At 50.5% G+C, this 25,750-nt stretch carries 23 protein-coding genes; 11 read left to right on the top strand and 12 right to left on the bottom strand.

Annotated features, from left to right (window positions below; translation table 11 throughout):
* Positions 1-10 precede the first annotated feature (10 nt).
* The 10 genes from ABA45_RS01735 to ABA45_RS01690 form a co-directional block, all read right to left on the bottom strand.
* Complete coding sequence (locus tag ABA45_RS01735; RefSeq protein ID WP_048383972.1) at positions 11-1,261, bottom strand: NAD(P)/FAD-dependent oxidoreductase; 1,251 nt, start codon at positions 1,259-1,261, stop codon at positions 11-13.
* A 182-nt stretch (positions 1,262-1,443) separates the two neighbouring features.
* Positions 1,444-2,478 carry a histone deacetylase family protein gene (locus ABA45_RS01730; RefSeq protein ID WP_048383970.1) on the bottom strand — a complete coding sequence of 345 codons (1,035 nt, stop codon included), beginning with the start codon at positions 2,476-2,478 and terminating at the stop codon, positions 1,444-1,446.
* 500 nt (positions 2,479-2,978) lie between these two features.
* Entirely contained in the window at positions 2,979-5,984 is a 3,006-nt protein-coding gene (locus ABA45_RS01725; RefSeq protein ID WP_048383966.1) for an FAD-binding and (Fe-S)-binding domain-containing protein, read from the bottom strand.
* Positions 5,985-6,021: 37 nt separating this feature from the next.
* Positions 6,022-7,230: a pyridoxal-phosphate-dependent aminotransferase family protein gene (locus tag ABA45_RS01720; protein ID WP_048383965.1), complete on the bottom strand. Its 1,209-nt coding sequence runs from the start codon at positions 7,228-7,230 to the stop codon at positions 6,022-6,024.
* A gap of 91 nt (positions 7,231-7,321) precedes the next feature.
* On the bottom strand, positions 7,322-8,509 hold the full coding sequence (locus tag ABA45_RS01715) for a CaiB/BaiF CoA transferase family protein (protein WP_048383964.1): 1,188 nt from the start codon (positions 8,507-8,509) through the stop codon (positions 7,322-7,324).
* 39 nt (positions 8,510-8,548) lie between these two features.
* Positions 8,549-9,343 carry an enoyl-CoA hydratase gene (locus ABA45_RS01710; RefSeq protein WP_048383962.1) on the bottom strand — a complete coding sequence of 265 codons (795 nt, stop codon included), beginning with the start codon at positions 9,341-9,343 and terminating at the stop codon, positions 8,549-8,551.
* 19 nt (positions 9,344-9,362) lie between these two features.
* Positions 9,363-10,649 carry a TRAP transporter large permease gene (locus tag ABA45_RS01705; protein ID WP_014869689.1) on the bottom strand — a complete coding sequence of 429 codons (1,287 nt, stop codon included), beginning with the start codon at positions 10,647-10,649 and terminating at the stop codon, positions 9,363-9,365.
* Between the two features lie 28 nt (positions 10,650-10,677).
* Entirely contained in the window at positions 10,678-11,229 is a 552-nt protein-coding gene (locus tag ABA45_RS01700; protein WP_048383961.1) for a TRAP transporter small permease, read from the bottom strand.
* Positions 11,230-11,326: 97 nt separating this feature from the next.
* Positions 11,327-12,304, bottom strand: a complete 978-nt coding sequence (locus ABA45_RS01695) for a TRAP transporter substrate-binding protein (protein ID WP_048383959.1) — start codon at positions 12,302-12,304, stop codon at positions 11,327-11,329.
* 459 nt (positions 12,305-12,763) lie between these two features.
* Positions 12,764-13,225, bottom strand: a complete 462-nt coding sequence (locus ABA45_RS01690) for a GlcG/HbpS family heme-binding protein (protein ID WP_048383957.1) — start codon at positions 13,223-13,225, stop codon at positions 12,764-12,766.
* A gap of 275 nt (positions 13,226-13,500) precedes the next feature.
* On the opposite strand from ABA45_RS01690, the gene ABA45_RS01685 reads away from it, so the two are divergent.
* The gene (locus ABA45_RS01685; protein ID WP_048383955.1) at positions 13,501-14,157 is read left to right on the top strand and encodes a GntR family transcriptional regulator; all 657 of its coding nucleotides are present in this window, start codon (positions 13,501-13,503) and stop codon (positions 14,155-14,157) included.
* 96 nt (positions 14,158-14,253) lie between these two features.
* On the opposite strand, the gene ABA45_RS19745 is transcribed toward ABA45_RS01685, so the two are convergent.
* A complete protein-coding gene (locus tag ABA45_RS19745) occupies positions 14,254-14,706 on the bottom strand; it encodes a DDE-type integrase/transposase/recombinase (protein WP_053076102.1) in 453 nt (150 codons plus the stop codon).
* An 83-nt stretch (positions 14,707-14,789) separates the two neighbouring features.
* Here ABA45_RS19745 and ABA45_RS01675 point away from each other — a divergent pair, with 83 nt between their 5' ends.
* From ABA45_RS01675 to ABA45_RS01650, 7 genes are all read left to right on the top strand, one after another.
* Positions 14,790-15,650, top strand: coding sequence for a carbon-nitrogen hydrolase family protein (locus ABA45_RS01675; RefSeq protein ID WP_048383953.1), 861 nt, complete (start codon positions 14,790-14,792; stop codon positions 15,648-15,650).
* Between the two features lie 63 nt (positions 15,651-15,713).
* Entirely contained in the window at positions 15,714-16,715 is a 1,002-nt protein-coding gene (locus ABA45_RS18200) for a TRAP transporter substrate-binding protein (protein ID WP_198147022.1), read from the top strand.
* Positions 16,716-16,849: 134 nt separating this feature from the next.
* On the top strand, positions 16,850-17,377 hold the full coding sequence (locus ABA45_RS01665; protein ID WP_048383951.1) for a TRAP transporter small permease: 528 nt from the start codon (positions 16,850-16,852) through the stop codon (positions 17,375-17,377).
* A complete protein-coding gene (locus tag ABA45_RS01660; RefSeq protein ID WP_053076100.1) occupies positions 17,367-18,644 on the top strand; it encodes a TRAP transporter large permease in 1,278 nt (425 codons plus the stop codon). Before ABA45_RS01665 ends, ABA45_RS01660 begins: the two co-directional genes overlap by 11 nt.
* 52 nt (positions 18,645-18,696) lie before the next feature.
* Positions 18,697-19,995 carry an amidase gene (locus ABA45_RS01655; protein ID WP_048383949.1) on the top strand — a complete coding sequence of 433 codons (1,299 nt, stop codon included), beginning with the start codon at positions 18,697-18,699 and terminating at the stop codon, positions 19,993-19,995.
* A 289-nt stretch (positions 19,996-20,284) separates the two neighbouring features.
* On the top strand, positions 20,285-20,494 hold the full coding sequence (locus ABA45_RS19740) for a TRAP transporter large permease subunit (protein ID WP_084708248.1): 210 nt from the start codon (positions 20,285-20,287) through the stop codon (positions 20,492-20,494).
* A gap of 126 nt (positions 20,495-20,620) precedes the next feature.
* Positions 20,621-21,277, top strand: coding sequence for a GntR family transcriptional regulator (locus ABA45_RS01650; RefSeq protein WP_048383948.1), 657 nt, complete (start codon positions 20,621-20,623; stop codon positions 21,275-21,277).
* 57 nt (positions 21,278-21,334) lie between these two features.
* Here the strand turns inward: ABA45_RS01650 and ABA45_RS01645 are convergent, their stop codons facing one another.
* Entirely contained in the window at positions 21,335-22,099 is a 765-nt protein-coding gene (locus ABA45_RS01645) for an IclR family transcriptional regulator (protein WP_048383946.1), read from the bottom strand.
* Positions 22,100-22,396: 297 nt separating this feature from the next.
* On the opposite strand from ABA45_RS01645, the gene bhcA reads away from it, so the two are divergent.
* Genes bhcA through bhcC form a run of 3 tightly spaced genes read left to right on the top strand, consistent with a single transcriptional unit; the run spans position 22,397 to position 25,748 of the window.
* Complete coding sequence (gene bhcA / locus ABA45_RS01640; protein ID WP_048383944.1) at positions 22,397-23,566, top strand: L-aspartate--glyoxylate aminotransferase BhcA; 1,170 nt, start codon at positions 22,397-22,399, stop codon at positions 23,564-23,566.
* 29 nt (positions 23,567-23,595) lie between these two features.
* Positions 23,596-24,558 (top strand): beta-hydroxyaspartate dehydratase BhcB, encoded by a 963-nt coding sequence (gene bhcB / locus ABA45_RS01635; protein WP_048383942.1) that lies wholly within the window; start codon positions 23,596-23,598, stop codon positions 24,556-24,558.
* A 26-nt stretch (positions 24,559-24,584) separates the two neighbouring features.
* Positions 24,585-25,748 (top strand): 3-hydroxy-D-aspartate aldolase BhcC, encoded by a 1,164-nt coding sequence (bhcC, locus tag ABA45_RS01630; protein WP_048383940.1) that lies wholly within the window; start codon positions 24,585-24,587, stop codon positions 25,746-25,748.
* Positions 25,749-25,750 lie beyond the last annotated feature (2 nt).

The raw sequence follows: 25,750 nt of genomic DNA, 5'->3' as shown, positions 1-25,750 counted from the left end.
AAAATTTTAATTACGACTTAGAAAATCGTTGGGCGTTAAAAGGTTCAACATTAACCGTTAAGGTTTTATTATGTATTAACTCCTCAATGATACGCCCTGTAATCGGTCCTAACGTAAAGCCTTGATGACCATGCCCAAACGCAAACCACAAATTATTGTGTTTCCCGGAAGCGCCGATAACCGGCTTCATGTCGGGCATACAGGGTCTAGATCCGCACCATGGGTCACTCTCTACTGTATCTTTCAATGGCAGAATATTTTTAGCAATATCCAATACAGCCTGTAGTTGTCCGAAATCTTTTTCCGCATCCATTACGCTAACTTCTGCGCCGGTGGTAATACGAATACCTTGCTGCATCGGCCCCATAACAAATCCTTTGTCCATATCTATCAAACTGTGATTGATAGAATTTTTCTCAGTCGTTTCAAAATGCTGGTGATAACCACGCATTGGAAATAAGGGTAGATTATATCCCAAGGGCTTTATCAGTTGGCTAGACCAAGGACCGGCAGCAACAACTAAATGATCACTATAAAAAATTTCATCGTCGGTCACCACCTGCCAACCATTGTCATCCGGAAGAATTGTTTTGACACTACACTTGGCTATCGTACCTTGCATATCTTGATAGCTTTTAGCATACGCATTCACCAACGCACCCGGATTTGAGACTTGCCAGGAATTTAACCAATGAATCGCACCGACAAACCCTGCAAAATTTCCGTTAGGTTCTAGCTCTTTCAATTCCGCAAGGGAAAGTACTTTGTGCTCAACCCCCTGTTCCCGAGCTTTTTTAGCGACCGCCACGGCCGTTTTGAATTTATCTTCAGTTCGATGCATTTCGATCCAACCGTCACGTCTGATCAAATCCTCAACGTCGGCAGCCGTGATCATTTTCTGGTGCTCACTGGTACAATGCTCAATGAGAGTCTGCCACTCTTTTTCTATTTTCTGGACCGAGAATGGTGCAGAAAACCGCCAGTACTGTCGTAGCGCGTGTTGATAACGTAGGACGGCAGGCCAGCGATAACGAATATCCGTCTTCTTGTTCGGTAACATTTTTATCAGTTCAATCAGCTTTCTAGGAAAAGGATGAACATGAATCGCTTCCCGCTGAATCAACCCGGCATTACCGTATGACGTTTCTAATCCCGGTGATTTCTTGTCTAACAGCAGAACCTGAGAATTGTTCTTTTGTAGATGCCAGGCAATAGACGTTCCAACCATACCAGCACCAATCACGATGACTTTGTATCGCATACCAGCTCCTCTTCACGATAGGTATATAAAATACTATGTTTCTTTCAACATGAGAAAGATTTCATTAACGCCCGATTTTTCGCTGATCAGTAAGTGGGTAAAGGTAGTCTAAAGTGAGCAATTATCTGAATTAATGATTGTTGTAGAAAAATTTTTACTTCCAGTTTTACTGGTTATTTATTTTAGTCTTTTGAAATAAGTCCAGATAAAAATGCTTGCAGGTTTTCGTTGAGCTTTTCTATGCAGTAACCGCCTTCTACTAAAATAATCACGGGCTTGTTCAGTGCCTTCACCTTTTTTGCTAGCGTTTTGAAACCCTGTGTACTGACATGACATTTAGCTTGTGGATCGTCTTTATAAACATCGAACCCTAGCACATGGACAATGACATCTGGATTGAACAGCTTTACAATTTCAATCGATTTATCCACATGATTAAAGAAACCTGTTTCATCTGTACCATGTGGCATTGGAAAGTTAATATTATAACCGTAGCCCTCTCCATAGCCTCTTTCGTGCTCGTGACCTGCGACCACGGGGTAAAAATTAACAGGGTTGCCATGCACCGAAGTATATAGCACATCTTTGCGGTCATAAAATATTTCTTGAATGCCCTGACCATGATGCATGTCGGTATCTAAAATAGCGATTTTTTGAAACTTCTGGAGCAGGTGCTCAGCAATAATTGCTGCGTTATTGAGATAACAAAAACCACCTGCTGAATTTTTTCTGGCGTGATGCCCTGCGGGCCTCGTCAGGCATATTTGAATATCGCTTTGATGAGTCTGATCATTTAACAACGAATCGGCAGCATTGAGTGCCGTTTGAGCGGACCAATAAATAGAGGTCCATGAATGCTTGCCAATTGGAGCACTACCATCAGCTTGATATTTAGCCGCTTTTGCCAAAATACCAAGCCCGGAATTGTTATTCGGCATATAGACTGTGGTTTGTACCTCCTCTCCCATTTCTTCACCCGAAGCCATCCATTCTTCATAGCCATGCTTTAAAAATTCAACATAGTCAAAGTCATGTACTGCTAAGATTGGTTCAATCCCTATTTCTTTGGCAGTCGTTACTTCTAAGCCCATTATCTGTGGGGCTTTTAATAGCTCAGTCAATCTCTCGGGTGTTTCTTGCGGTTGGCGCATCTTCCCTCTAGAAAAATAGCTTTTGGGATGATGAAGCTTTTGTTTTTCGTGACTGTATATTTTCATCTTCTTCGTTCCATTTTTCTGTCGAATTCTATTTTAATGCAATTTAATATTACTTTAAAACTCTCATAGCAACGTTTAAACTATATTATTTATATAATAGTAATATAAATTCGGCTACGCTATTTTACTTAGAGAGTATTTTAAGATTTTATATAGGCGTTAACTTATAAATATATGGCACTGAATATTGGTAGTCAAACGATATAAAATTATATCGAATATAAGTATAGCTAATATATTGAGAGTGGTGGTTTTCGAAGAGACATGTAATGCTCAATTCATGGTATCGATATTTTCAATTTCACAACAGCGTGGTCAGGCATGAAACCGCCTGAGCAGTATTAGCCCATTAGCGTCGACTCAAAATTGACCGATTCAAGACAAGATAGCTGCCTCGCCACTGAGCGAAAACACGGTCGCAATAACAACAGTGTTTCCGCTCATTACCAAAAAAGCGTGTCGGTATTGACACGTTTCAGAGGCGCTATGCACAGGGTTGGTCAGGCCAAGGCTCTTTCCAGGACCTTTGCAACATGCAGGGCAGTTTTATTGGCACCGTCGTGAATTTGATGTCGACAGCTGGTGCCGTCGGCAACCACAAGATCCGTTGCCTCGGCCTTACGAACCGCCGGGAGCAGTGAAAGCTCGGCCATCTGCATTGAGGCATCGTAGTGTTCACGCTCGTATCCAAAGCTACCGGCCATTCCGCAGCATGAGCCTTCAATGTGTTTAACCTCCAGTTCCGGTATCCAGCAAAGCACCTGCTCTACTGGCCGAAGAGCATCAAAAGCTTTCTGATGACAGTGGCCGTGCAGAAGAACTCTGGGTGTTTCCAGAGCTTTTAAATTGAGCTTCAAACGACCAGCTTCGTGTTCTTTGACCAGAAACTCCTCAAACAGGAAAGACGCCTTCGATAAAGCGACGGCCTGCGTCCCATAGCCATACTGCAAAAACTCATCACGTAGAGTTAAAAGGCAGGAAGGCTCCAGCCCAACGATGCTGATACCCCGTTCAACGAACGGCATCAGGTACTCAAGTGTGCGCTTTGCTTCAGCCTTGGCTTTATCGACTTGGCCGGAGGCAAGATAGGTTCTGCCGCAACACAACGGTCGCTCACTTGGCGCTTTGTTGAAGTGCACGTGGTAACCAGCGGCCGTGAGAACCCGTTGAGCGGCTTCCGCATTAGAAGGCTCAAGGTAGTTATTGAAGGTGTCGACAAATAGCAGAACTTCTTTTTCACAGACTGTGTTACCAGGCTTCGCCGCAGCGCTGGCCAGATAATTACCGCAAAAGTTCGGAAAGGCGCGCTGTTCTGCCAAGCCTAGGGTGCGCTTAACCCAGTTTGACAAAACAGGTACCCGTTCAACTGCCGCGATTACGATTGAAAAATGCCGGGCGTATGCAGCGTAACGAGGCATTTCCGCTACACATCGATCTCGAAGTGAAATCCCGTGTGTTTTTGACCAGGCCGAACGTGCCTCAATCTTCATCTTGGCCATGTCCACACCGGTTGGGCAATCACGCTTACAGCCCTTGCAAGACACACACAGATCCAGAGCCTCTTTGACATCGTTGCTGGCCAGGCCTTCTGACCCCAACTGCCCGGACAGCGCCAGTCGCAGTGTGTTGGCGCGCCCCCGTGTCAGGTGTTGTTCTTCCCGGGTAATGCGAAAGCTCGGACACATGGTGCCGGCGTCGAATTTCCGACAATGGCCGTTGTTGTTGCACATTTCAACCGCTTTGATCAACCCGGATGTCGGGTCACCCGCACTGCCCGGCGCACTTTGTTCGCCGGTTAACGGATCGCGAAGTACATCCCAGCCTGACCAGTCGAGCGCCGGCGTTATTGGTATGCCCTCATAGCCTTTGCTAAACCGGAAGTAGTCTGGATCATCCATTCGCGGGGTATCGACTATTTTGCCGGGATTCAGCAAATTCTCAGGATCGAAAAGCTGTTTAATCTCCTTGAATGCGGCATTGAGCTGTGGCCCAAACTGCCAGGCCACCCACTCTCCGCGACAGATACCGTCGCCATGCTCGCCTGAAAACGCACCTTTGTATTCGCGAACCAGCGCTGATGCTTCTTCGGCGATCGCACGCATTTTTTTCGCTCCGTCACGACGCATATCCAGAATCGGCCGAACGTGCAAAGTGCCAACACTGGCGTGGGCATACCAGGTCCCTTCAGTGCCATGCTTATGAAATACTTCGGTCAGCTTGTTGGTATATTCTGCAAGGCTTTCAAGCGGTACGGCGCAGTCCTCAATAAAGGAAACAGGCTTGCCGTCACCTTTCATGCTCATCATGATGTTTAAACCTGCCTTGCGCACATTCCACAAAGCGGTCTGTTCGGCGGCGCCGGTCATACTAACAACACAATCGGGTAGACCCAGGTCCCCCATTAATTCATTGAGCTTTGCCAAATCACTCAGCAGCTTTTGCGTATCTTCACCGGAGAACTCAACCAGCAGAATGGCCTTGGGTTTGCCAATTAACGCTTTCTCGATCACTGGTCGAAACGCTGCATTTTCAATCGCAAGGTCTATCATGGTGCGATCCACCAGTTCTACCGCTGATGGTTTTAAAGTAACAATGTGCTGGGTCAGGTCCATGGCCTGGTAGAACTGGGCAAAGTTAACCACAGCCAGCACTTTGTGTACCGGTAGCGGTGAAAGCTGAAGCTTGATTCGCTGCGTAAGCCCGAGAGTTCCTTCCGAACCGACTAACAAATGAGCGAGATTAACCTGGCCGTCCAGATTATAAGGACGCGAATTCTGACAGTTGAAGATATCAAGATTATAACCACCCACGCGACGGAGAACCTTGGGGAAACTCTCCATTATGTTGGCGTTTTCCCGCTCTGCAATACGCCTTACGTGCTGGGCTATTGTGCGAATTCTTGCATTGTCAGATAGGTCGCTGGTTAAACCAAAATACCCTTGCGAACCATCCGCAAGTAAGGCCTCGATACCTAGAACATTGTGGACCATGTTGCCGTACTTGATAGACCTTGAACCACAGGAGTTATTGCCCGCCATACCACCAATGGTGCACTGGGCCCCTGTAGACACGTCAACCGGGAACCAAAGCCCATAAGGCTTGAGCCAGCGGTTCAGGTGATCAAGAACCAGCCCGGGTTCAACGACCACTGTCTGTTGCTCTTCGTCAAACTCGCCAATCTGGTTTAACCAGCGGCTGGTATCCAGAATGATCGCGTCGCCAACAGTCTGGCCACACTGGCTGGTGCCCGCCCCGCGCGCAAGTATCGGAATTTTTGCATCCCTTGCTATATCAACAGCAAGTTGCAAGTCCGCCTGATTGCGGGGTATTACGACGCCGACCGGCATAATCTGGTAGATGGAAGCGTCCGTGGAGTACCGTCCACGCGAGGCGTCGTCAAAAAGCACATCGCCCGCAAGTTCATGTCTCAAACGAGTGGCAACGTCAGACATCGGTCTTACCCGCGCATTTTGCGATTGTATTTTTGGCTCTGAAAACGCGTTCATCGTTTACTCCTGGTCTATACCGTTATAAACACCGCTGTTAATTTACGTGGTGCGGCCGGTTCTGGGAGAAGTACTCCAACGCTGCCAAAACGCCACTGCCTTTGAGGTTCACGCCAGACAACTTCAGACCCGCCTCGCAACCGCCTAGCGCGGCAATCAACGTCAGATCATTGCAGTCGCCGAGGTGTCCTATTCGGAACATCTTGCCTTTCGACTTGCCCAGTCCCATGCCCAGCGACAAATCGAACCGCTCGTAGATCAGTCGCCGAACCGCATCCGCATCCACACCCTCAGGCATGACGACACCCGTCAAAACCGGAGAATAGACATCTGGCTCCTGACACTGAACTTCCAGGCCCCAGGCTTCTACAGCTGTACGCACACCGACAGCCCAGCGCTGGTGGCGTGCGATCACCTGTTCCAACCCTTCCTCCAGCAACATATCCAACGCTTCATTCAGGCCGTAAAGCAAGTTCGTGTTGGGCGTGTAGGGCCAATAGCCGTTTTTGTTAGCCTCAAGGATCTCATCCCAAGCCCAGAAGCTTTTAGGCAAATTTGAGGTTTTGCTGGCAGCGATGGCGTTATCCGACAAAGCGTTAAAACTGATACCCGGCGGCAGCATCAAACCTTTCTGGGAACCGGAAATGGTTACGTCCACTCCCCATGCATCGTGTTGATAGTCGGCGCACGCCAGGCCTGAAATCGTATCGACCAACAGCAGTGCTGGATGGCCAGCAGCGTCGATAGCGCGGCGTACTGCAGGGATATTGCTTGTTACACCGGTTGAGGTTTCATTGTGAACCACACACACCGCCTTGATTGTGTGGCCTGTATCTTTTCTGAGGCGATCTTCAATCATGTTGGCCTGCACACCCGCACGCCAGCCCTCATACCCGGGGAGCCCCAGAAATTCCGGTTCCAGGCCAAGCCGAAGTGCCATTTTTTCCCACAGCGTTGCAAAGTGGCCGGTTTCAAACATCAACACCCGGTCACCGGTAGACATCGTATTAATAAGAGCGGCTTCCCACGCACCGGTCCCGGATGCCGGGTAGATAATAACGGGCTGGGTAGTTTTAAAGATGACCTTAACCTTCGCCAGCAACTCCAGCCCCAGGGCGCCAAATTCCGGCCCGCGATGGTCAATCGTCGGGAGGCTCATGGCGCGCAGAATACGGTCCGGTACCGGAGACGGGCCAGGTATTTGAAGGAAATGCCGACCTGAGGGATGAAAGTCAAGTTTCAACATGGGGAATACTCCGTGAGTCTGTCGTGTCTGCAAATTCTGAATTTTGAATTCATATTAGAACCGCATTATGGGTGGATATCGCGTTAATGAACTATTTAATGCATCCCTCCTGGCGGAGATTACTAACCTCTTCTTCGCTCAAACCAGCGCTGTACAAGATTTCATCAGTGTGTTGTGCAAAGAGGGGCGCCGGAAAACGAATCTGTGAGGGCGTGCGGGAAAATTTGCTGGGAAAACCGATCGTTTTCATCTTACCGATCACCGGATGATCGATTTCCTCTACCATACCTCTGGCAAGAAAATGCTCATCCTGCATGGCCTGTGCGAAATTATTGATCGGTCCAGCGGGCACGCCTGCAATGTCACATCGGTCCAGCCAGTGCGTTGTTTCACGGAGGGACAGAATGTCTTCCAGAACACGTTCGAGTTGGTCGACATTGCGTCCACGGTCGCTATTGGTCAAAAACCGCTCATCGATAATCAAATCGTCTCGTGCGATGACGTCCTGACAGAAGCGTTCCCAAGTTCGCTGGTTAGCGCAACCCAGCATCATGTAACCATCCAAGGTTTTGACGGCTTGATAAGGGGCTGATACGCGATGACGCCAGCCGGTGGCTCCCGGCACAGTGCCTTCGGTGAAGTACGCCGCCGCCTCCCAACTGAACCAAGGCAAGCCACATTCGGTAATGGCTACATCAATCTGTTGACCTTCACCGGTGTTCATTTTGTGGATGCACGCCGCCAGAATCGAATAGACCGCCGTGATGCCTGCACCGATATCGTAAACGGCAATGCCGGTTTTTACCGGCCGTCGACCCGGCTCGCCCGTCATCGACATCAAACCACTCATGCCTTGGGCCACCAGATCAAAACCCCCTTTATTGCTGTACGGACCCGTTAAGCCATAGCCTGAAATAGAGCAGTAAATTATGCCGGGGTTGATCATTTTAATGGTTTCATAATCGATCCCCAGAGATTTTGTCACTCCCGGCCGATAGTTCTCGACAATGACATCTGCGTCTTTGGCGAGCCGATAGAATACCTCCCTCGCGCGTTCATCTTTGAGGTTTAAGGAAATGCTTTTCTTGTTTCTGTTGATCTGGGAAAAACAAGTAGATTCGTCGTTAACGTAAGGACCCATTTGTCGACTGTCATCGCCACCATTGGCTTTTTCTACTTTAATGACCTCAGCCCCCATGTCACCCAGTACCATGGTGCAATAGGGCCCAGCCATGATTTGCGAGACATCCAGAACTTTTATGTTTTTCAAGGGAAGCATGTGTTTTCTCCATGTCGGAAAAGCTGTTCGGTAAGCCAGCTATTTTCCGGTCCATTCAAACGGTGTTTTGGTGACAAACTTATTTACCGCTGCTTTGAAGTCGGCACTGGCATAGCAGGTTCTCACCCAGTCATCGCTGACATCTGCAGCCGTCCGTCTGTATGCCAGCACGCGGTTGATCACTTCTTTGGCAGCGAGAACCGTCAACGGCGCTCGCTGACTGAAGGCTTGTGCCTTTTGGTCGACCTCATCTTTAATGGCATCTGCCTCAAAAACTTCGCTGACTAATCCACAGGAGACGGCTTCCGGTGCCTCGATCAGCTTTGCTGCCATCAGAATTTCCTTGGTTCTGGGGATGCCAACAATATCCATCAAGCGTGAAACGTTGGTGACTGACAGGCAATTGCCCAAGGTTTTGGCAATGGGCACCCCAAACTTCAACGAGGGCGTGCAATAGCGAAAGTCGCAAGCAAGCGCAATAGCGGCTCCACCGCCGACGCAAAAGCCTTCGAGCATCGCGATGGTCGGCGTTCTCATGGTTTCCAAGCTATAGACCACACTGTCAATACGACGTTCATAAGCAATGCCCTGATCTCCGAGGTGAAAGTCAGCAAATTGCTTGATGTCCGTTCCGGCCACGAAGGCTTCCCCGCCATAGCCATAAAAGACCGCAGCGCTGACGTCGGCTTTCCCATCAATCTCTTCACAAATGCGCTCCAGTGCGTCGTACATACTCCAGGTCATTGCATTGCGGCTTGCCGGGCGATTGAAGCCAACCCAGGCCACCCCTTGTTTTACCTTGCAGTCGACACTGCCTTGGTCAGGTTTACTCATCTCGTATTCCTTTCAGCTATCAGGTGCCATAGACCAGATTCACCAATGACAAGGCAAAGGCTGGAATATAAGTATTTATGATGAGAATCACGAACAGCACAGCCAAGAACCAGAGGTTGGTGCGTGACGTCGCCCAAATATCGGATTTTGCAATAGAGCACGAAGCAATCAGCACACTCGCGACAGGGGGTGTTTGTTGGCCTATGGCCAGGTTCAGTGTAACGATCAAACCAAAGTGAACCGGGTCAATACCCACCGCAAGAATCAGCGGAAGAACGATTGGAACCACCAGGATGATGGCAGCGGCAGAATGCAGGAATATGCCTAGAATCAGGAAAATGACATTGAGCAACGCCAAGATGATGTACTTGTTGTCAGTCATGTCACTGATGGAATTGGCGAGCTGTTGTGGGAGTTGAGTCTCGGTCAGATAAAGCCCCACGACAGCAGAGCTCGCAACCAGAAGCATAACCACAGCCGTTTGAACGCCCGCATCGAGACAGGATTTGTAGAAAATACGCAGGTTAAATTCGCGGTAAACAATTGTGCTAATGAAGATGGCAACAACAACGGCCAGTGCAGCACCCTCTGTCGCAGTTACGATCCCGCCAAATATACCGCCCAAAATAATGACCGGAATAAATAATGCCCAAATGGCACCCTTGAACGCTTCCCAGAGTTTTTTGGCCCGGAACTCACCTTCCGACGGAAAGTTATTCTTTTTAGCCAGGTAGTAACACATGGCAGCTAAACCCAGGGCGCCCAATATCCCGGGCAAAATGCCAGCGACAAACATTTTGACCACAGAAACACCGGACATTACGGCATAAAGAATCATCGGAATGGACGGCGGCAATATAATTGCAAGGCTCGCCGCCGAGGATGAAATAGCTGCCGAAAACTCCTTCGTATAACCTTTCTTTTTCATCGCCGGAATCATAATACTGCCGATGGCAGAAACCCCTGCGACAGCTGAACCCGAAATTTCTGCAAAAAATATTGAGGCGCCTATGGTAACCATCGACAGCCCACCCTTAATAAAACCGAGCAGTGCCGACGCAAGATCAATCAAGCGACGGGATATGCTGGAGGCGTTCATAATGGCGCCTGCCAAAATAAAGAGTGGAATTGCAATGAGCGGGAACTTCGTTGCACCATCAAACATTACCATCGCGACATTGGGCAATGCTGCGACTCCGTAACTACTGACGGTCGCCACAGCACCAACAATACCTAATGCTATCGCTACAGGCACATTAATTAGGATCAGGCATATCAAACCAACAAACATTAAAAAAATGATCATCTTATTATTCTCCTGGGCTCGCTCAATGCTACTGCTTAGTGGTTATTGAAGCCTTGTCGTAGCTGAGGCCCGCTTCTTCCAACTCATGGTCTGTAAACCCTTTACCCTTGGCACTGGCGATCACTTCTGGCAGATGTAAGAGCTCGGCGATTATAAAGAGGACAGCCCCGATAGGAATTGCAGATTGTGTTAGCTGCACGGACACGCTGGTCAGACTGATAAGCGTTGACCCTTCAAGTATTAGAACGACTTGAGTGCCGGTGTAGGCGAGTAAAACAAAGAAACCAATAGTGATTGCCTCAGCAAGCAATGCTATAGGCAACCGAATTGAGGGAGGAAAATAGTTAACCACGGTCGGACACCCAATGTGAGCACCCTTGGCTGCAGCAAGCGCGGCACCATAGTAAGTCAGCCAGGCCAGGCCCACAGAGGCGACTTCGTCATACCAACTAAACGGTGATCCAAAAAGCCTCGAAAGAAAACCGACGGTAACAACCGATGCCAAAGCAATCATTATGGCAACGACAATAACTTCAAGAAACTTGAAATAGGCGTTTTTAAAAATTGTAAGTGAATTCATTGATATCCCCTGAAACACCAAAGCCGGTTAGTACCTGCGTGCAATACATGATCCGCACAGTGATCGCGAACCATGCACAGCAAGCGGGAATCGTCCTTTATTGCTTACGGAGCTGACTAACCTTATCCAGCATTTCCTGACCGCCTTCTACTTCATCAGCGAACTTTTTGTAGATCGTGTCTGAGCCGGCAACAAACGCTTTCTGATCTGCGTTGTTGATCTGCATCCCTTCGGATTTCATTTTTTCCACTAGACTGTTATCAAGCATTTCACCTTGTGCAAGTGCAAACGCTTCCACTTCTTGAGCTGTCTCAATCAGCACATTTCTGACGTCTTCCGGCAGTCTGCTCCAGCGGGCGCCAGCCAGCACGTAGGCGGGTGTGTAAACGTGATTGGTTATCGACAGATAATCCTGAACCTCGTGGAATCGTTGCGAGTAGATTTGGACCAGAGGATTCTCTTGACCGTCCATCGCGCCTGTTTGCAACGCAACAAAAGCTTCGGAAAGTGCCATGGGGGCTGGACTCGCGCCATAGCTTTTAAACATCTCAACGCGCCACACCCCGTTGGGGGTCCTTAGTTTGATGCCATCCAGATCCGCAGGTACAACGATAGGCCGGACATTGTTGGTTATTTGCCGGAAGCCGTTCTCCCAAACGCCAATAACTCTGTAGCCTTTGCCTTCTGCTGCCTGGTAAAGCACGTCCCGCACAAGTTCATCTCGCACACGCTCCATATGGCCCCTGTCTTCAATCAGATAGGGCATTTCAAACACCGAAAATTCGGGAGAAACACTGCTCATGACGGACGAGGGCAAAGCCAAATCCAACGTACCCAGCTTCAATTTATTAAGCATCTGGGCGTCACTGCCTAACTGGCTGGAACCAAAAGGTATGACTTCAGCCTTACCTTCCAGCTTTGCATTAGCAATTCTTGCAAATTCGTTGACTGATTTTTCGAATAAAGATCCCGGGCCCCCTACATGACCAAACTTGATTTGGGTCTCTGCTGCCTGCGCGGCGGATACACCCAGCGCAAACACGGAAGCGAGCAATGCTGTCTTCAAGATTTTCATACTGATCTCCGATATTTCATTGTTTTTATTTGTTAGCAAAACCGTCGATAGTTAAATCTCTCCAAAATGACCGTGTTGCCGTTTCATGCCACCTTCAAAAATGATCAGTGAGTCTGACCCGTCGGTTTCTACACCGAAATCCATTGTTCCGGTGAGACGTTCGAATCAACCACACTTCGAATATGAATTCATAATTCATAATTATGTATTAGACTTTAGTCTAATAACGACGCGAGACCAGTGCCAACGGGCTTCGCTGCGTAGATAGAGATTGGATAATTCGGCTAAATTACGGGGCTAGACACTCAGACTGAGCTGGGTGAAGGATAGAATAGAGGCATCGGTGAGCATTGAGTGCAAAAAATTGGGCACACGGTAGCGCCCGTCCTCTTGTTGAAAATGAACGGAATGGACGCGGCCACGTTGCGCTTTAAAAACGAGCGATAGCCGCCCCCAGTCTCAGCCAGGAGCGGTTCCTACCTTAAACCCTGCCGCTTCAATTCCGGCAATCGCTACCCGCTCATCCTCATCTGAAGAAGCACCGCTAATTCCCACTGCGCCGATCACTTCATCGTTTAAGTCTAGAATCAACACACCACCCGCTACCGGGACAAACTGACCGTCTGCCGCCGCCGCAACTGACGCTAAAAAAGCGGGTCGTTGCTCATTGCGCTCGCCCACCGTTCGGCTGGAAGCACCATTCCCCAGAGCAGCAAACGCCTTGCCCCTTGAAACCGGAAGGCGCAGCGGTGCGCAGCCATCTTCCCGTTCGGCGGCAATCATGTTGCCGCCCCCATCCATAACAAACGCCGTCAGCGGATCCATATCCCGGGCTCGTGCCATAGCAAATGCACCGTCTACGATTTGGCGAGCCTGCGCCCTTGAAATTTTTACACTGGATCGAAAAACTTTACCTGCCATATAATTCTCCTGGATCGTTCAAGATGAGAAAATCTACATAGAAGTTTCCGGTCTCGGGGAATGGCCCAGCTGTTCCTTCCCCAGAACATTCAGAACGGATGGAGCATCATCACCGAAAGAGGGCATTAAAGGCCTTTGAGCCTTGCAAAGCGGCGCGCCGCACCTTATTTTGAATTCTAAATTCAACGTATAGTTTAGGGCAGGATTCCATCCTGAGATACAACTGCCACACGAAAACTGCCGGCAGCTCACCATTTCTCTTAAGACAAGGTCACATGGAAAAGATACAACAGAGAGTTCTTTATCAAGAAGCTGCCGACAGAATCAGAGGATTGATCGAACTCGGCACACTGGCGCCGGGAGAGAAAATTTCCGAAAAGGGCCTCTGCGAAAAGTTCGGCATCTCCAGAACACCCCTCCGCGAAGCATTGAAAGTTCTGAAATCCGAAGGTCTGATTGAAATGCTACCTAATCGCGGTGCTCGAGTAACTCAATTGACCGCTAAGGACGTCGAGCACACCTACAACATCATGGGCGCGCTGGAAGGGTTGTCCGGTGAAGCCGCCTGCCAAAACATCAGTGACGCTGAAGTTGCCCATATACGTGCGCTCCATATTACAATGGTAGAGCATTTTCATCGTAACGAACTGAAAGAATACTTCCGCGCTAACCAGCAAATTCACGAATGCATCATGCTTGCTTCAAAAAACGATTTGTTGCTGGAAATATTTAGTAACTTGAGTCAGCGTATAAAACAGATTCGCTATTCCTCTCGGATGACCGACGATTACTGGCATAAAGCAGTAAATGATCATGAAAACATGCTTGAGGCACTTCAAGACCGCGATGGAAAACGTCTTGGCAACATTCTCCGGAATCACTTGGATCACAAGCTGGAAGCCGCAAATCTGACAGGGATGGTAACCGACTAATACAGGGCTGCTTTCTTAGCCGCACCCGGGCGCTGGACGCCGAGCACTTCTAGGCGTCCGTTATCGAGGTTCAGGAATACCAGAACGTACTCTAGGTCACTTAGCACCGCCAAAGTGGCTTTTACAGCGTTCAAAGGAAATCTTACCCACGCGCAGCTTATCAATAAATTCGACGGCGGCGCCCATCAGGTCCCCGGATGGAAGTAGCTGGCCTGTCGCCATTTGACCTTCTCCTGTCCACCACACTTGCCGACGGTAAACAGGTCGAGCCATGTCTTTTAGGCGACGAACTGCAAATTGACACGTTCCGATGTTTCGAGATCGTCGGGCCATTACCACATCATCGTATGCATTCAGATAGACCTCTTCATACTTCACGCTGCGCCAAAGCCTCTCCACGATGCCGTTGTCAATTCTCCTACCGTTATCATCCTTGCTGGCCTTGATTTGATATTCATCGAAAATGCTGGTGAAACCGTCGCTAGCAAGCTGGCTGCCTTGGTCGGTGTTGAAGATCTCTGGGCACCATATTTGTGATCGTCTGGCCACCGTTTAACGAGTCGGTCAACTATTGCATTCATTATTCATTTCTACTATAAGATATAGCCAACGCCGAAAATGGACATTTATCAATGATTTTAAAAATTGCCTGCGTACAGCTTGGGCCCTATGCAGGTTCCCTGGAGGTTCAACTCGACGCAATCGAGACGCTTGGAATGCAAGCTGTCGAACGGCACTCGCCGGACCTGTTGATTTTTCCTGAGCTCATATCAACGCCTTACTTCCCGTTGGAGAAAGACAACAAGTGGTTTGCGCTGGCAGAGTCTATTCCTGGCCCGACAACAGAATGCCTTTCCAAATTGGCGGTACAGGGGGCTTGCGAGGTAGTGGGAACGCTGTTCCACAAAGACGACGAGAAATATCTGAACACCGCTGTCCTGATGGGTACAGACGGGGGTGTCAAAGGTCAATACAGCAAGACCCACATTCCGAATATTAACCATGGAAAAACCCGTGGCTTTGAACGTTTTTATTTCTCTGCGGGTAACAACTTCGCCATTTGGGACATCAAAGGCGTGCGGGTCGGCATATTGATCTGTTATGACCGGTCCTTCCCTGAAGCTTGGCGAGCACTGACCCTTAATGGCGCTTCGGTGGTCATTGTTCCTGCGTCCTCAAGTGGCTTCCGTTCCGCAATGTTCGTTCAAGAGCTCCAAATCAGAGCGATTGAAAACGGGGTATGGGTAGTTGCAGTAAACAAAGGCGGGGATGAACTCACTGTCGACAAAGTCAATCCGGCTGACTTCTACGGTAGTTCCTGCGTAATCACGCCCGAAGGCGAGATCACTGTACAAAAAGACCGTGAACCAGGCGTCGATTTCGGTTGGGAAATCGATACATCAGTTGTCGAACTGGCCCAAGCGAAGCTCGGCTACATGAAAGCGCGACGGCCAGACTTGTACGGAGACATTGCAAAAAAACAGAGAGAATGAGGTTGACCTAAATGCTCGTATCGGACTTCTAAATCTATGAACATAAATATATTGGGAGAGCCAATGAAAATTTCACTGTTCCATAAGTTAACCATAGTCCAGATTGCCATTGCCATTTCGATCTCGTTCGCCGCAACCGTAAAAGCCGACGTGACCACGATTCAGGTCAATCACGAAATGGGGGTGGGCACGCCCACCGCCCGAGCTCTGGAATGGTTCGGCAATGCAGTAACAGAAGAAACAGACGGTGCCGTCAAGTTTCGTTACTTCCATACACACGAACTCGGAAGCGAGCGAGAAACCTACGACATGCTCCAGTCTGGCGCCATTCAAATGGGCGTCAGCGGAGCCCAGATAATCTCGGTCCTGGCACCTGAATACGGTGCACTCCTGCTCCCCTATGTGTTCGCTGATGCGGATCACGTTACAAAAGTATTAAACGGAAAGATTGGCAAAGAGATGCATCAACAGTTTCTGGATCAAAAGGGCATTCGCATCCTGGGATGGGCCCACCGTGCACCTCGGCACCTGACCACGAGCGAGAAAAAAGTCCAGAGTCCGGCGGATATGAAAGATCTGCGAATAAGAATCCGCGAAATCCCTGTACAAATTGATGCCTTCCGCGCGCTGGGAGCCCGACCTGTCCCGATGGCATTCCCCGAAGTCTATACGGCTCTGCAGACCGGGACCATTGACGCGCAGGAAAATCCCGCCTCGATTATGGTCGCTAACAATTTTCAGGAAGTGCAGGACAACGTGACCCTAACCGCCCACATAAGAGAGGCTTTCTGGTGGGAAATCAGTGACCGCGTCTGGCAGAACTTATCCCCCGAAATACAAGCCGCATTCGATAACAATATTGACGAAGCGATCTCCCTCGCGAACCAGTGGGAATTTGAAGCCGATGGCAAGTACCTAGCGGAATTCGAAGCTGCGGGAGTCAATATCATCGAGCTGGATAAAGAAACCCTCAATGAATTTTCTTCCCTGGTCGAGTCTGTCGCTACTGAATACGCCGACAAGTGGAAAGAGGGTGTCTATGAGGAAATCGTGCGCCTTCGGTGATTGGTGAATCAGGCCATAGGGCTCTCAAGCGCTATGGCCATCATTGAAAACAGACGAAGCCTGAGGAAATGGAAATCCTAATAGAGGTTCTTCGGCTTTCCATACTTGGATCGAGTGCTGTGTGAGGATCGGTTATGGCTATAGCTGCGCAACCAAGCAAAGATCGGCAATCGCAAAATTGGGCGAGCCTGACTGCGGATAAAATAGAAGACGCATTGATTTTCGTTGCCGGAAGCGCCTTCGTCATCATTGCGGCTCTCATCATCGCTCAGGTTTTTTCCCGTTACGTTCTCCAGGCTCCACCCACCTGGACCGAAGAACTTACTCGCTATGTATTTGTCTGGCTGGCATGGCTAAGTGCAGCCGTTGTGTTTCGCAAAGGACAGCATGTAACCATTGATGCGATCAACGCTATCATGCCGGATCGCCTCAAGGGTTTGCATGAGTTCTTCGTGAAGGTTGTCTGTGTCGCAATCCTGATCTTTCTTCTGACGTACGGTTGGCAGGCCCTGGAGTTTGCCACTTCATACTCACCCGCGCTGAATATCCAAATGGTGTACGTGTACGCAAGCGCTCCGGTCGCCGCATTCATTATGCTGACCTTTGTCGCCCTTGATGCGGTCGACAAATACCTGGGTAGGAGGGCGTCTCATGCTGTCTGAGTTCGAACTTGGACTTGGAATACTGGTTCTCCTGATCGGGCTTCTACTCAGAATCCCCGTACCGTTCGCATTTGGCTTGGCCGGAATTTTTTACTTCTGGCAAACAGGCATTCCTCTCTCTGCTTTACTGCAGCGGGCCGTTGCTACAGCGGACTCGTTTACGCTGATGGCAATCCCTATGTTCATCTTTGTCGGCCTGCTTATGACGACGGGGCCGATGGCGATGCGCTTGCTGAATTTTGCAAAGGCGCTAGTAGGACATTTAACCGGTGGATTGGCGCAGGTCAACGTGGCGGCGAGCATGCTTTTTTCGGGCATGTCGGGTTCCTCGTCCGCAGACGCGGCGGGGCTCGGCGCAGTAGAGATCCGGCTCATGAAACAGGCGGGCTATACGCCACGGTTCGCTGCGGCTGTGACCGGAGCATCTGCTTGTATTGGACCACTTATCCCGCCAAGTATCCCCTTCATCATTTACGGCGCAATGGCTCAGGTTTCGGTTGGACGCCTGTTCCTTGCCGGTGCGGTGCCAGGCGTGTTGTTGGGGCTGGTCTTTATGCTCATCGTGCGCATAATGGCCAAACAGCATGCGTCCGAAAAGTCCAAATTCCGTTTTAGCGAACTCTGGAAGGCGGCGATGGGGGCTATCCCAGAACTGATGATGCCGGTAATTCTGATGGGTGGCTTACTCAGTGGCTTCTTTACGCCAACAGAGGCATCGGGTGTCGCCGTAGCGTATGGGCTGATACTTATAGCGATTCGTCGAGAACTCACGAAGGAGGAGCTGGTCGGAGTTGTGCGCGACACGGTTAAGTACACTGGTATTTTCATGTTTATTGTAATGATGGCTAGCGCGTTCAGTTGGATTCTTATCCGTGAGCAAGTCGGCGGGATTATCTTTGACTTGGGAGAAGGCTCGCAATATTGGGTAGCGATGCTTGCGATCCTTGCCGGCGTCCTCATCATCGGTTGCTTTATGGAGACGATATCAGCCCTGGCTCTGATCGTTCCGATTCTCGCTCCACTCACAGTGCTTCTCGGAATCGATCCTGTGCATCTGGGGGTGATTGTGATCTTTGGGCTTCAAGTTGGACTCATCACGCCTCCCATCGGAATGGCTATGTACATAGTGAGCGCTATTGCTGAAATTCGGATCTACGATTTCGTTCGGACTGTCATGCCGTTCTTGATCGGTATGCTCGTTTTACTCCTGTTAATTGCCTACATCCCGGCAATCAGCCTGGCGCTCCCAAACTTCGTGTTTGGTTGATTCGGCCGCGTTGAAACCATGGTCTTCATCCGTCCAAGGAGGTTTACATTTTATGCCCTGTTCAGATCTCAATACGATTTCCGCCGTTGATTTCCAACAACGAGTCGCAGCAGGCGATGATGAGCCAGCGGCTCTGATTGACGCTTGCTTTGCGCGCATAGCCGATCGCGAGGAGGACGTTCGTGCTTGGCAGCACCTGCAGGAGAAAACAGAGTGCCTGAACGGTCTGAACGCGTCGCACGGAGCGGCTTTATCAGGCATTCCGATTGGCGTAAAAGATAATTTCGATACCCAAGATATGCCGACAACATGGGGAACGTCGTATCTCCGCTCGGAGCGCTCCCCTTGGGATGCCGCCGCCATTACTCTGCTCCGACGCGCTGGAGCAACCATCGTGGGTAAGACGGTCAGTACAGAGCTTGCCTACTTTACACCGGGTAAAACACGCAATCCGCTGGACTACAGACGAACCCCGGGCGGGTCGTCCAGCGGTTCAGCAGCCGCGGTTGCAGCTGGCATGGTTCCGCTGGCTCTTGGCACTCAAACCGCCGGCAGTATTATACGCCCGGCGAGCTTCTGCGGAGTCATCGGCTTCAAGCCCACATTTAACACGGTCCCACTGGCGGGTGTTAAAGGTTTTAGCCCGTCCCTGGACACGGTTGGCTGGTTCGCTCGCAGCGTTGACGATATCGCCTTGGCGTTTGCTGTCCTCACCGCGTCGCCACCGCCCAAGATTGAGGGCTTAAATCTTTATGGTTTGCGGGTCGGTGTCAGAGCTTTACCCTTGGATGGCCCTCTCACTGTCGACACCGTCAGCGTAATGGGTGCCACCCGCCGCATGCTATTGAAAGCCGGCGCCCAAGTCTTCGAACTTGATTTACCCGCCAACTTCGATGCCTTGGTCGACGTACAAAAATGCGTCATGGCTTATGAAGCCGCCCGAACCCTCGCTTTCGAATATGACACGTACCGGGATCAAATGGGGCCAAAGCTTGTGGCCATCATTGAGCAGGGCTTGGCCGTGGCTCCCGAGGATTATCGAGCAGCCATTCAGGCAACAGCCTGGCACCGACGTGAGATCGCAAAGCGATTCACTTTTGATTTGGACGTCATTTTGGCGCCCAGCGTGAACGGCGAAGCACCTCTGGGCCACGATGTTACAGGCGACCCACTCTATTGCCGAGCCTGGACACTTCTAGGTCTGCCCTGTATTTCTCTTCCCATAGGCAAAGGTATCCACGGCATGCCCATTGGTATGCAGTTCATCGGCGCGGAAGGGGCCGATGCAAAACTATTGTCTATCGCAAAGGCTGTCATGCTCACAACACAAGACGGGAGTGACATTGAGTAATGCATAATACGAACATAAAACCGATAATTTGACCGTTATATGTTTTGAAAAATCTCGTTTTGATTCTCACATCCTTCTTTGTGTTGCCCGCCGCGCGCTCGGTAAACGCGCGGCCCACAATTTTTTTATAACGAATCGGACGATTCGTTTATCCGATAGGCTTTGCGTGCGCAACGGCGGCGGAGGGCTGGATGTTCAGCGTGGTCATACACCCAAGCATAAATCTGATGCTCTATGGTGTGATTGCGAACGCCTCGATCCTGTATCCACGATTTACTGACTCGTTCCGTTGTTTCGTCCTGCAGTGAAGGCCGTTGGGTTTGACGTTATTCATTTTGGCGCAGTTATGACGACTTACCTATCCATGGCGTATATTGCCCCACCGATCGCGCTAGCGCTGTACCTGGCTTCCCAGATTGCGGGCATACCTTTCTATATTTTTTGTCGACCTGTTGGCTTAAGAATACAAATATCGATTCGGCCATACAGAGAGATTTGATCGAAAGCGTATCGGAGCCTGTGGACTGTTTGAACCAATAGATCTCCCTTGGGCGGCTGGCGCCTGAGATACGACTGCCCCATGAAAATTGTCGGCAGCTCACTACTTATGTTAAGAAAAGGTCACATGGAAAAGATACAACAGAAAGTTCTTTATCAAGAAGCTGCCGACAGAATCAGAGAGTTGATCGAACTTGGCACGCTGGCGTCTGGAGAGAAAATTTCCGAAAAAGGGCTCTGCGAGAAATTCGGCATTTCCAGAACGCCTCTCCGCGAAGCGTTGAAAGTTCTGAAATCTGAAGGGCTGATTGAAATGCTGCCAAATCGCGGTGCTCGAGTAACCCGTTTAACCGCGAAGGACGTCGAGCATACCTACAACATCATGGGCGCCCTAGAGGGGTTGTCCGGTGAAACTGCCTGCCAATACATCAGTGATGCTGAAATTACCCACATACGTGCACTTCACATTAAAATGGTCGAGCATTTTCACCGCGGTGAACTCAAGGAATACTTCCGCGCCAACCAGGCAATTCACGAATGCATCATGCTGGCGTCAAAGAATGACGTGCTTCTGGAAATGTATAACAACCTTAGTCAACGTATTGTACGAATTCGATATTCCGCTCAGATGACCGACGACTACTGGCACAAAGCAGTGAAAGACCATGAACAGATGATTGAGGCTCTTCAAGATCGCGATGGAGAGCGTCTTGGCAACATTCTCCGGTGTCACTTAAGTCGTAAGCTGGAGGCTGCCAACCTGACGGGGATGAAAACTGACTAATCCAGAGCCACTCTCCCGGCCACCTCGCCTCTTAGCCTTCGCTGACCCACCAGGGCGTTAACCGGGCCGATACCCTAAATGCCGGGAAATTTCCTCACCGGCTTTCTTCAATTCACCGATCCATTCATTTTTTCTCCGCTCAATCGGCGCGGAAATTGAGAGTCCCGCGCTCACATTTCCAGACTTTTCGAACAGCAGCACGCCAATACAACCCACGCCAATCTCAGCTTCTTCATTATCCAGTGAGTAGCCCTGTCGAATGCTGGTCATACAGACCTCCTCAAGCTTGCTCAGTGAAGACAGTGTATTGCGTGTATAAGCGGGCAGATTGGTTCGCCGGGCGTAACTCTCAATCTCATCCTCTCCCGCAAGGCCCAGCATGAGCTTACCCACAGCGGTAACATGCAAGGGTGCGCGACTACCTACGATCTGGTTTACATGCATCATGCGATTCGGCGTCACCTTTTCAAAATAAATCACCACATCACCCTCACGAATCGTGAGGTTGATGGTTTCACTCAATCGGTCACACAATTCCCGCATGTAAGGGAGCGAGACCCCCCGCAGGTCAATATCCGAATGCAGGCGATTGCTCAATTGCAGCAATTTCTGGCCCAGACGGTAACCCCCGTTGGAATCTCGCTCAACAAAACGATTGCTGATCAATGACTGAAGAATTCGATAAGCTGTGGAAGGCGCAAGCCCAGTCTCGGCGCCTAGCGTTTTCAGTTTGACCGGCTTGGAATAACGCCCAATCGCATCCATTAGCCGCGCGGCCCGGTCAATGACCTGGATCCGGGATTCAGTTTTGGTGTCAGTCATCAGGAACTCCGAGTGTAACGGTCAGGTGAGATCAGAGGTACGACTAGTAAATATTCTATTATACGGATACTACATTTCCACAATGTGGAAATTATAATAATGCCTGTTCTAAATATTTACCTTATATAAACCAGATACTTGAAATTTCAGGCGGTATTTATCCTTTAAATTCCACATAGTGGAATTATTTCATATTGCGCAAATAAAACCGAGGAATCTAGAGTGAAGACATGAAGCGGAGGAGGCAGTCCGGTGACGGGGCTTCTGGTAATCGCAATTACGGAGAGAGAACGCCTTATGTCTGATCAAAACCCAATCTTTATTCCGGGCCCCACGAATATCCCCGATCGGTTGCGCTTCGCGATGAACGTGCAGAGCAGCGACCACCGCTCGCCGGGCTTCGTGGAAACACTCTCCCCGCTTTTGCAGGATTGCAAAAAGGTTTTCAACACCCAATCTGGCGAAGTCATCCTATTCCCCGCCAGCGGCACCGGTGGCTGGGAAGCGGCTATCTGCAACACCCTGTCACCTGGAGATAAGGTATTAATCGCCCGCTACGGTATGTTCTCCCGTCGCTGGATTGATATGTGTCAGCGTCACGGACTGGATGTTCAGATCATTGAATGTCCGTGGGGCAGCGGTGCTCCGGCGAATGAGTTTAAGCGAGCGTTAAGCGCCGACACTCAACACAAGATCAAGGCGGTTCTGGTTGTCCACAACGAGACAGCAACCGGCGTAAAAAGCGATATTGATGCTGTTCGTCAAGCCATGGACAGCTGCTCTCACCCTGCCCTTTTACTGGTTGACTGCGTCAGCTCGCTGGCCTCAATGCCGTTCGAGATGGACAACTGGGGTGTTGATATTGCCGTGTCGGGCTCTCAAAAAGGCTTCATGCTGATAACCGGCATGGCCATACTCGCGGTCAGCCAAAAAGCACTGGCCGAAATGGAAACCGCCAAGCTGTCGTGTGCCTTCTTCGATTTTCGCGCCATGATGACGGCCAACGCCCAAGGCGGCTTTCCCTACACGCCGCCCTTGCAGCTGATCTGCGGCCTGAAAGAAAGTCTGAAAATGCTGTTTGAAGAAGGATTAGACAATGTTTACGCCCGTCACTTCCGGCTGGCCGAGGGCGTGCGGCAGGCGACACATGCCTGGGGCATGGCGCTGTGCGCACAGTCTCCTGATTTGTATTCCAATACCGTTACCGCCATTTATGTGCCCGAAGGATTCGACAGCAACGAGCTGACCGACCACACGCTTGCAAAGTACGGCGTTTCCTTCGGCATTGGCCTTGGCGAAATGCACGGCAAAGCCTTCCGTATCGGCCACCTGGGTTCGTTGACAGACAGCATGGTGCTGTCTGGACTGGCCACCATTGAGATGGCCATGGCGGATCTCGACTACCCCATTGAACTGGGCTCGGGCGTCCGCGCCGCCCAAAACCATTTTCGCGCCACCACCGCGTAACCGGCAGACACAGACTGACGAGGTGAACCATGAGTGATCACAGGAACCAGATACCCACATTTGACGATGTTTTGTCCGCCCACGAACGGATCAAACCCTACATCCACAAAACGCCCGTCCTGACATCCCGTTATCTGAACGAACTGACCGGGGCCGAACTCTTTTTTAAGTGTGAGAACTTTCAAAAAGCCGGGGCTTTCAAAGTGCGCGGTGCCTGCAACGCCGTCTTTAGCTTGAGTGAAGAGAAGGCGGCCCTTGGCGTCGCCACCCACTCTTCCGGCAATCATGCTCTGTCGCTGTCTTATGCGGCTGGCCGGCGAGGTATCCCGGTAACAGTCGTCATGCCTCATACCGCACCCCAGGCCAAAAAAGACGCGGTACGCGGCTACGGCGGCAAAATCATTGAGTGCGAGCCCTCTACCAGCTCCCGCGAAGCAGTCTTTGCCGATGTAATGGCCGCGTCAGGTGCCGATTTTGTCCATCCTTATAACGACCCCAGGGTCATCGCAGGGCAGGCCACCTGCTCACTGGAATTGCTGGATCAGGTGCCGGACCTGGACATGGTGATCGCACCGATTGGTGGCGGCGGCATGGTTTCCGGCACTTGCCTGACCCTTTCGAACTTGGCACCGAAGGTGACAATTTATGCAGCTGAGCCACTCAATGCCGACGACGCCGCCCGCTCCCTCAAGGCCGGTTACATCATTGCCGATGATGCGCCCAATACCGTAGCAGACGGTTTGAAAGTGCCGCTGAAGGAGCTGACCTGGCATTTTGTGAGCCACTTCGTCTCAGACATTTTTACGGCGACCGAGGAGGAAATCATCGACGCCATGAAGCTGACCTGGAAACGAATGAAGATTGTTATTGAGCCCAGCTGTGCAGTACCCCTGGCGGCCATCCTGAAAAACCCCGAGATCTTCCGGGGTAAACGGGTGGGCGTGATCATCACCGGCGGCAATGTGGATATGGATACACTTCCCTGGACCTGAAACAGACATTGATTAGGAGCCCTACCATGACAACGTTTATTCACACTGAAGAACTGGAAGTTGGTTACAACATTCCTGCCGCCATTGGCATGGATGAAAGCGAGATTCAGACCCCATGTCTGATCCTCGATCTGGACGCACTGGAGCGCAACATCAAGAAAATGGGCGATTACGCCAAGGCGCACGGTATGCGCCACCGAGTACACGGCAAGATGCACAAGTCCGTTGATGTGGCACGACTCCAAGAAGACCTGGGGGGCGCCACTGGGGTCTGTTGCCAAAAACCCTCTGAAGCCGAAGTGTTCGCCCGTGCAGGGATCAAAGACGTGCTGGTCTCCAACCAGGTGCGTGATCCACTAAAAATTGATCGCCTTGCACAACTGCCAAACTATGGCGGACGCATTATTGTGTGCGTCGACGACGTTGCTAACGTTTCGGATCTATCAATGGCGTGCCAAAAGCATGGTACCGAACTGCACTGCTTCGTCGAAATTGACTGCGGTGCGGGCCGCTGCGGGGTGAACTCCACTGAGGATGTGGTCACGATCGCCCAAGCGATCAATGCCGCAAAAAACCTTACGTTCACCGGCATCCAGGCCTATCAGGGCGCCATGCAGCACATGGCGTCCTACCACGAACGCCAGGCAAAACTGGAGGCAGCCATTGCCATGGTGGAAGACGCAGTGGATGGTTTGACGGCGGTGGGCCTGAAGCCAGAAATTGTCTCTGGCGGTGGCACCGGCTCTTACTATTTCGAGAGCAACTCGGACGTTTACAACGAACTTCAATGCGGCTCCTACGCCTTCATGGACGCCGATTATGGCCGCATTCTTGACAAAGACGGCAAGCGCATCGATCAGGGCGAATGGGAGAACGCACTTTTTATCCTGACCAGCGTTATGAGTCATACCAAGGCCGATAAAGCTATCTGCGATGCAGGTCTCAAAGCTCAATCTGTGGACAGTGGCCTGCCGTTTATCTTTGGCCGCGACGACGTCGAATACGTCAAGTGCTCAGACGAGCATGGCGTCATCAGTGACCCCCAGGGTGTACTCAAAATCAACGAAAAACTCAAACTGGTACCGGGGCACTGCGACCCGACTTGCAACGTCCACGATTGGTACGTCGGCGTTCGCAACGGCAAGGTCGAAACGCTCTGGCCCGTCAGCGCCCGCGGCAAAATGTTCTGATT

It is taken from the genome of Marinobacter psychrophilus, assembly GCF_001043175.1.
GTDB lineage: Bacteria > Pseudomonadota > Gammaproteobacteria > Pseudomonadales > Oleiphilaceae > Marinobacter > Marinobacter psychrophilus.
This window is presented reverse-complemented; position numbering and strand designations above follow the sequence as displayed.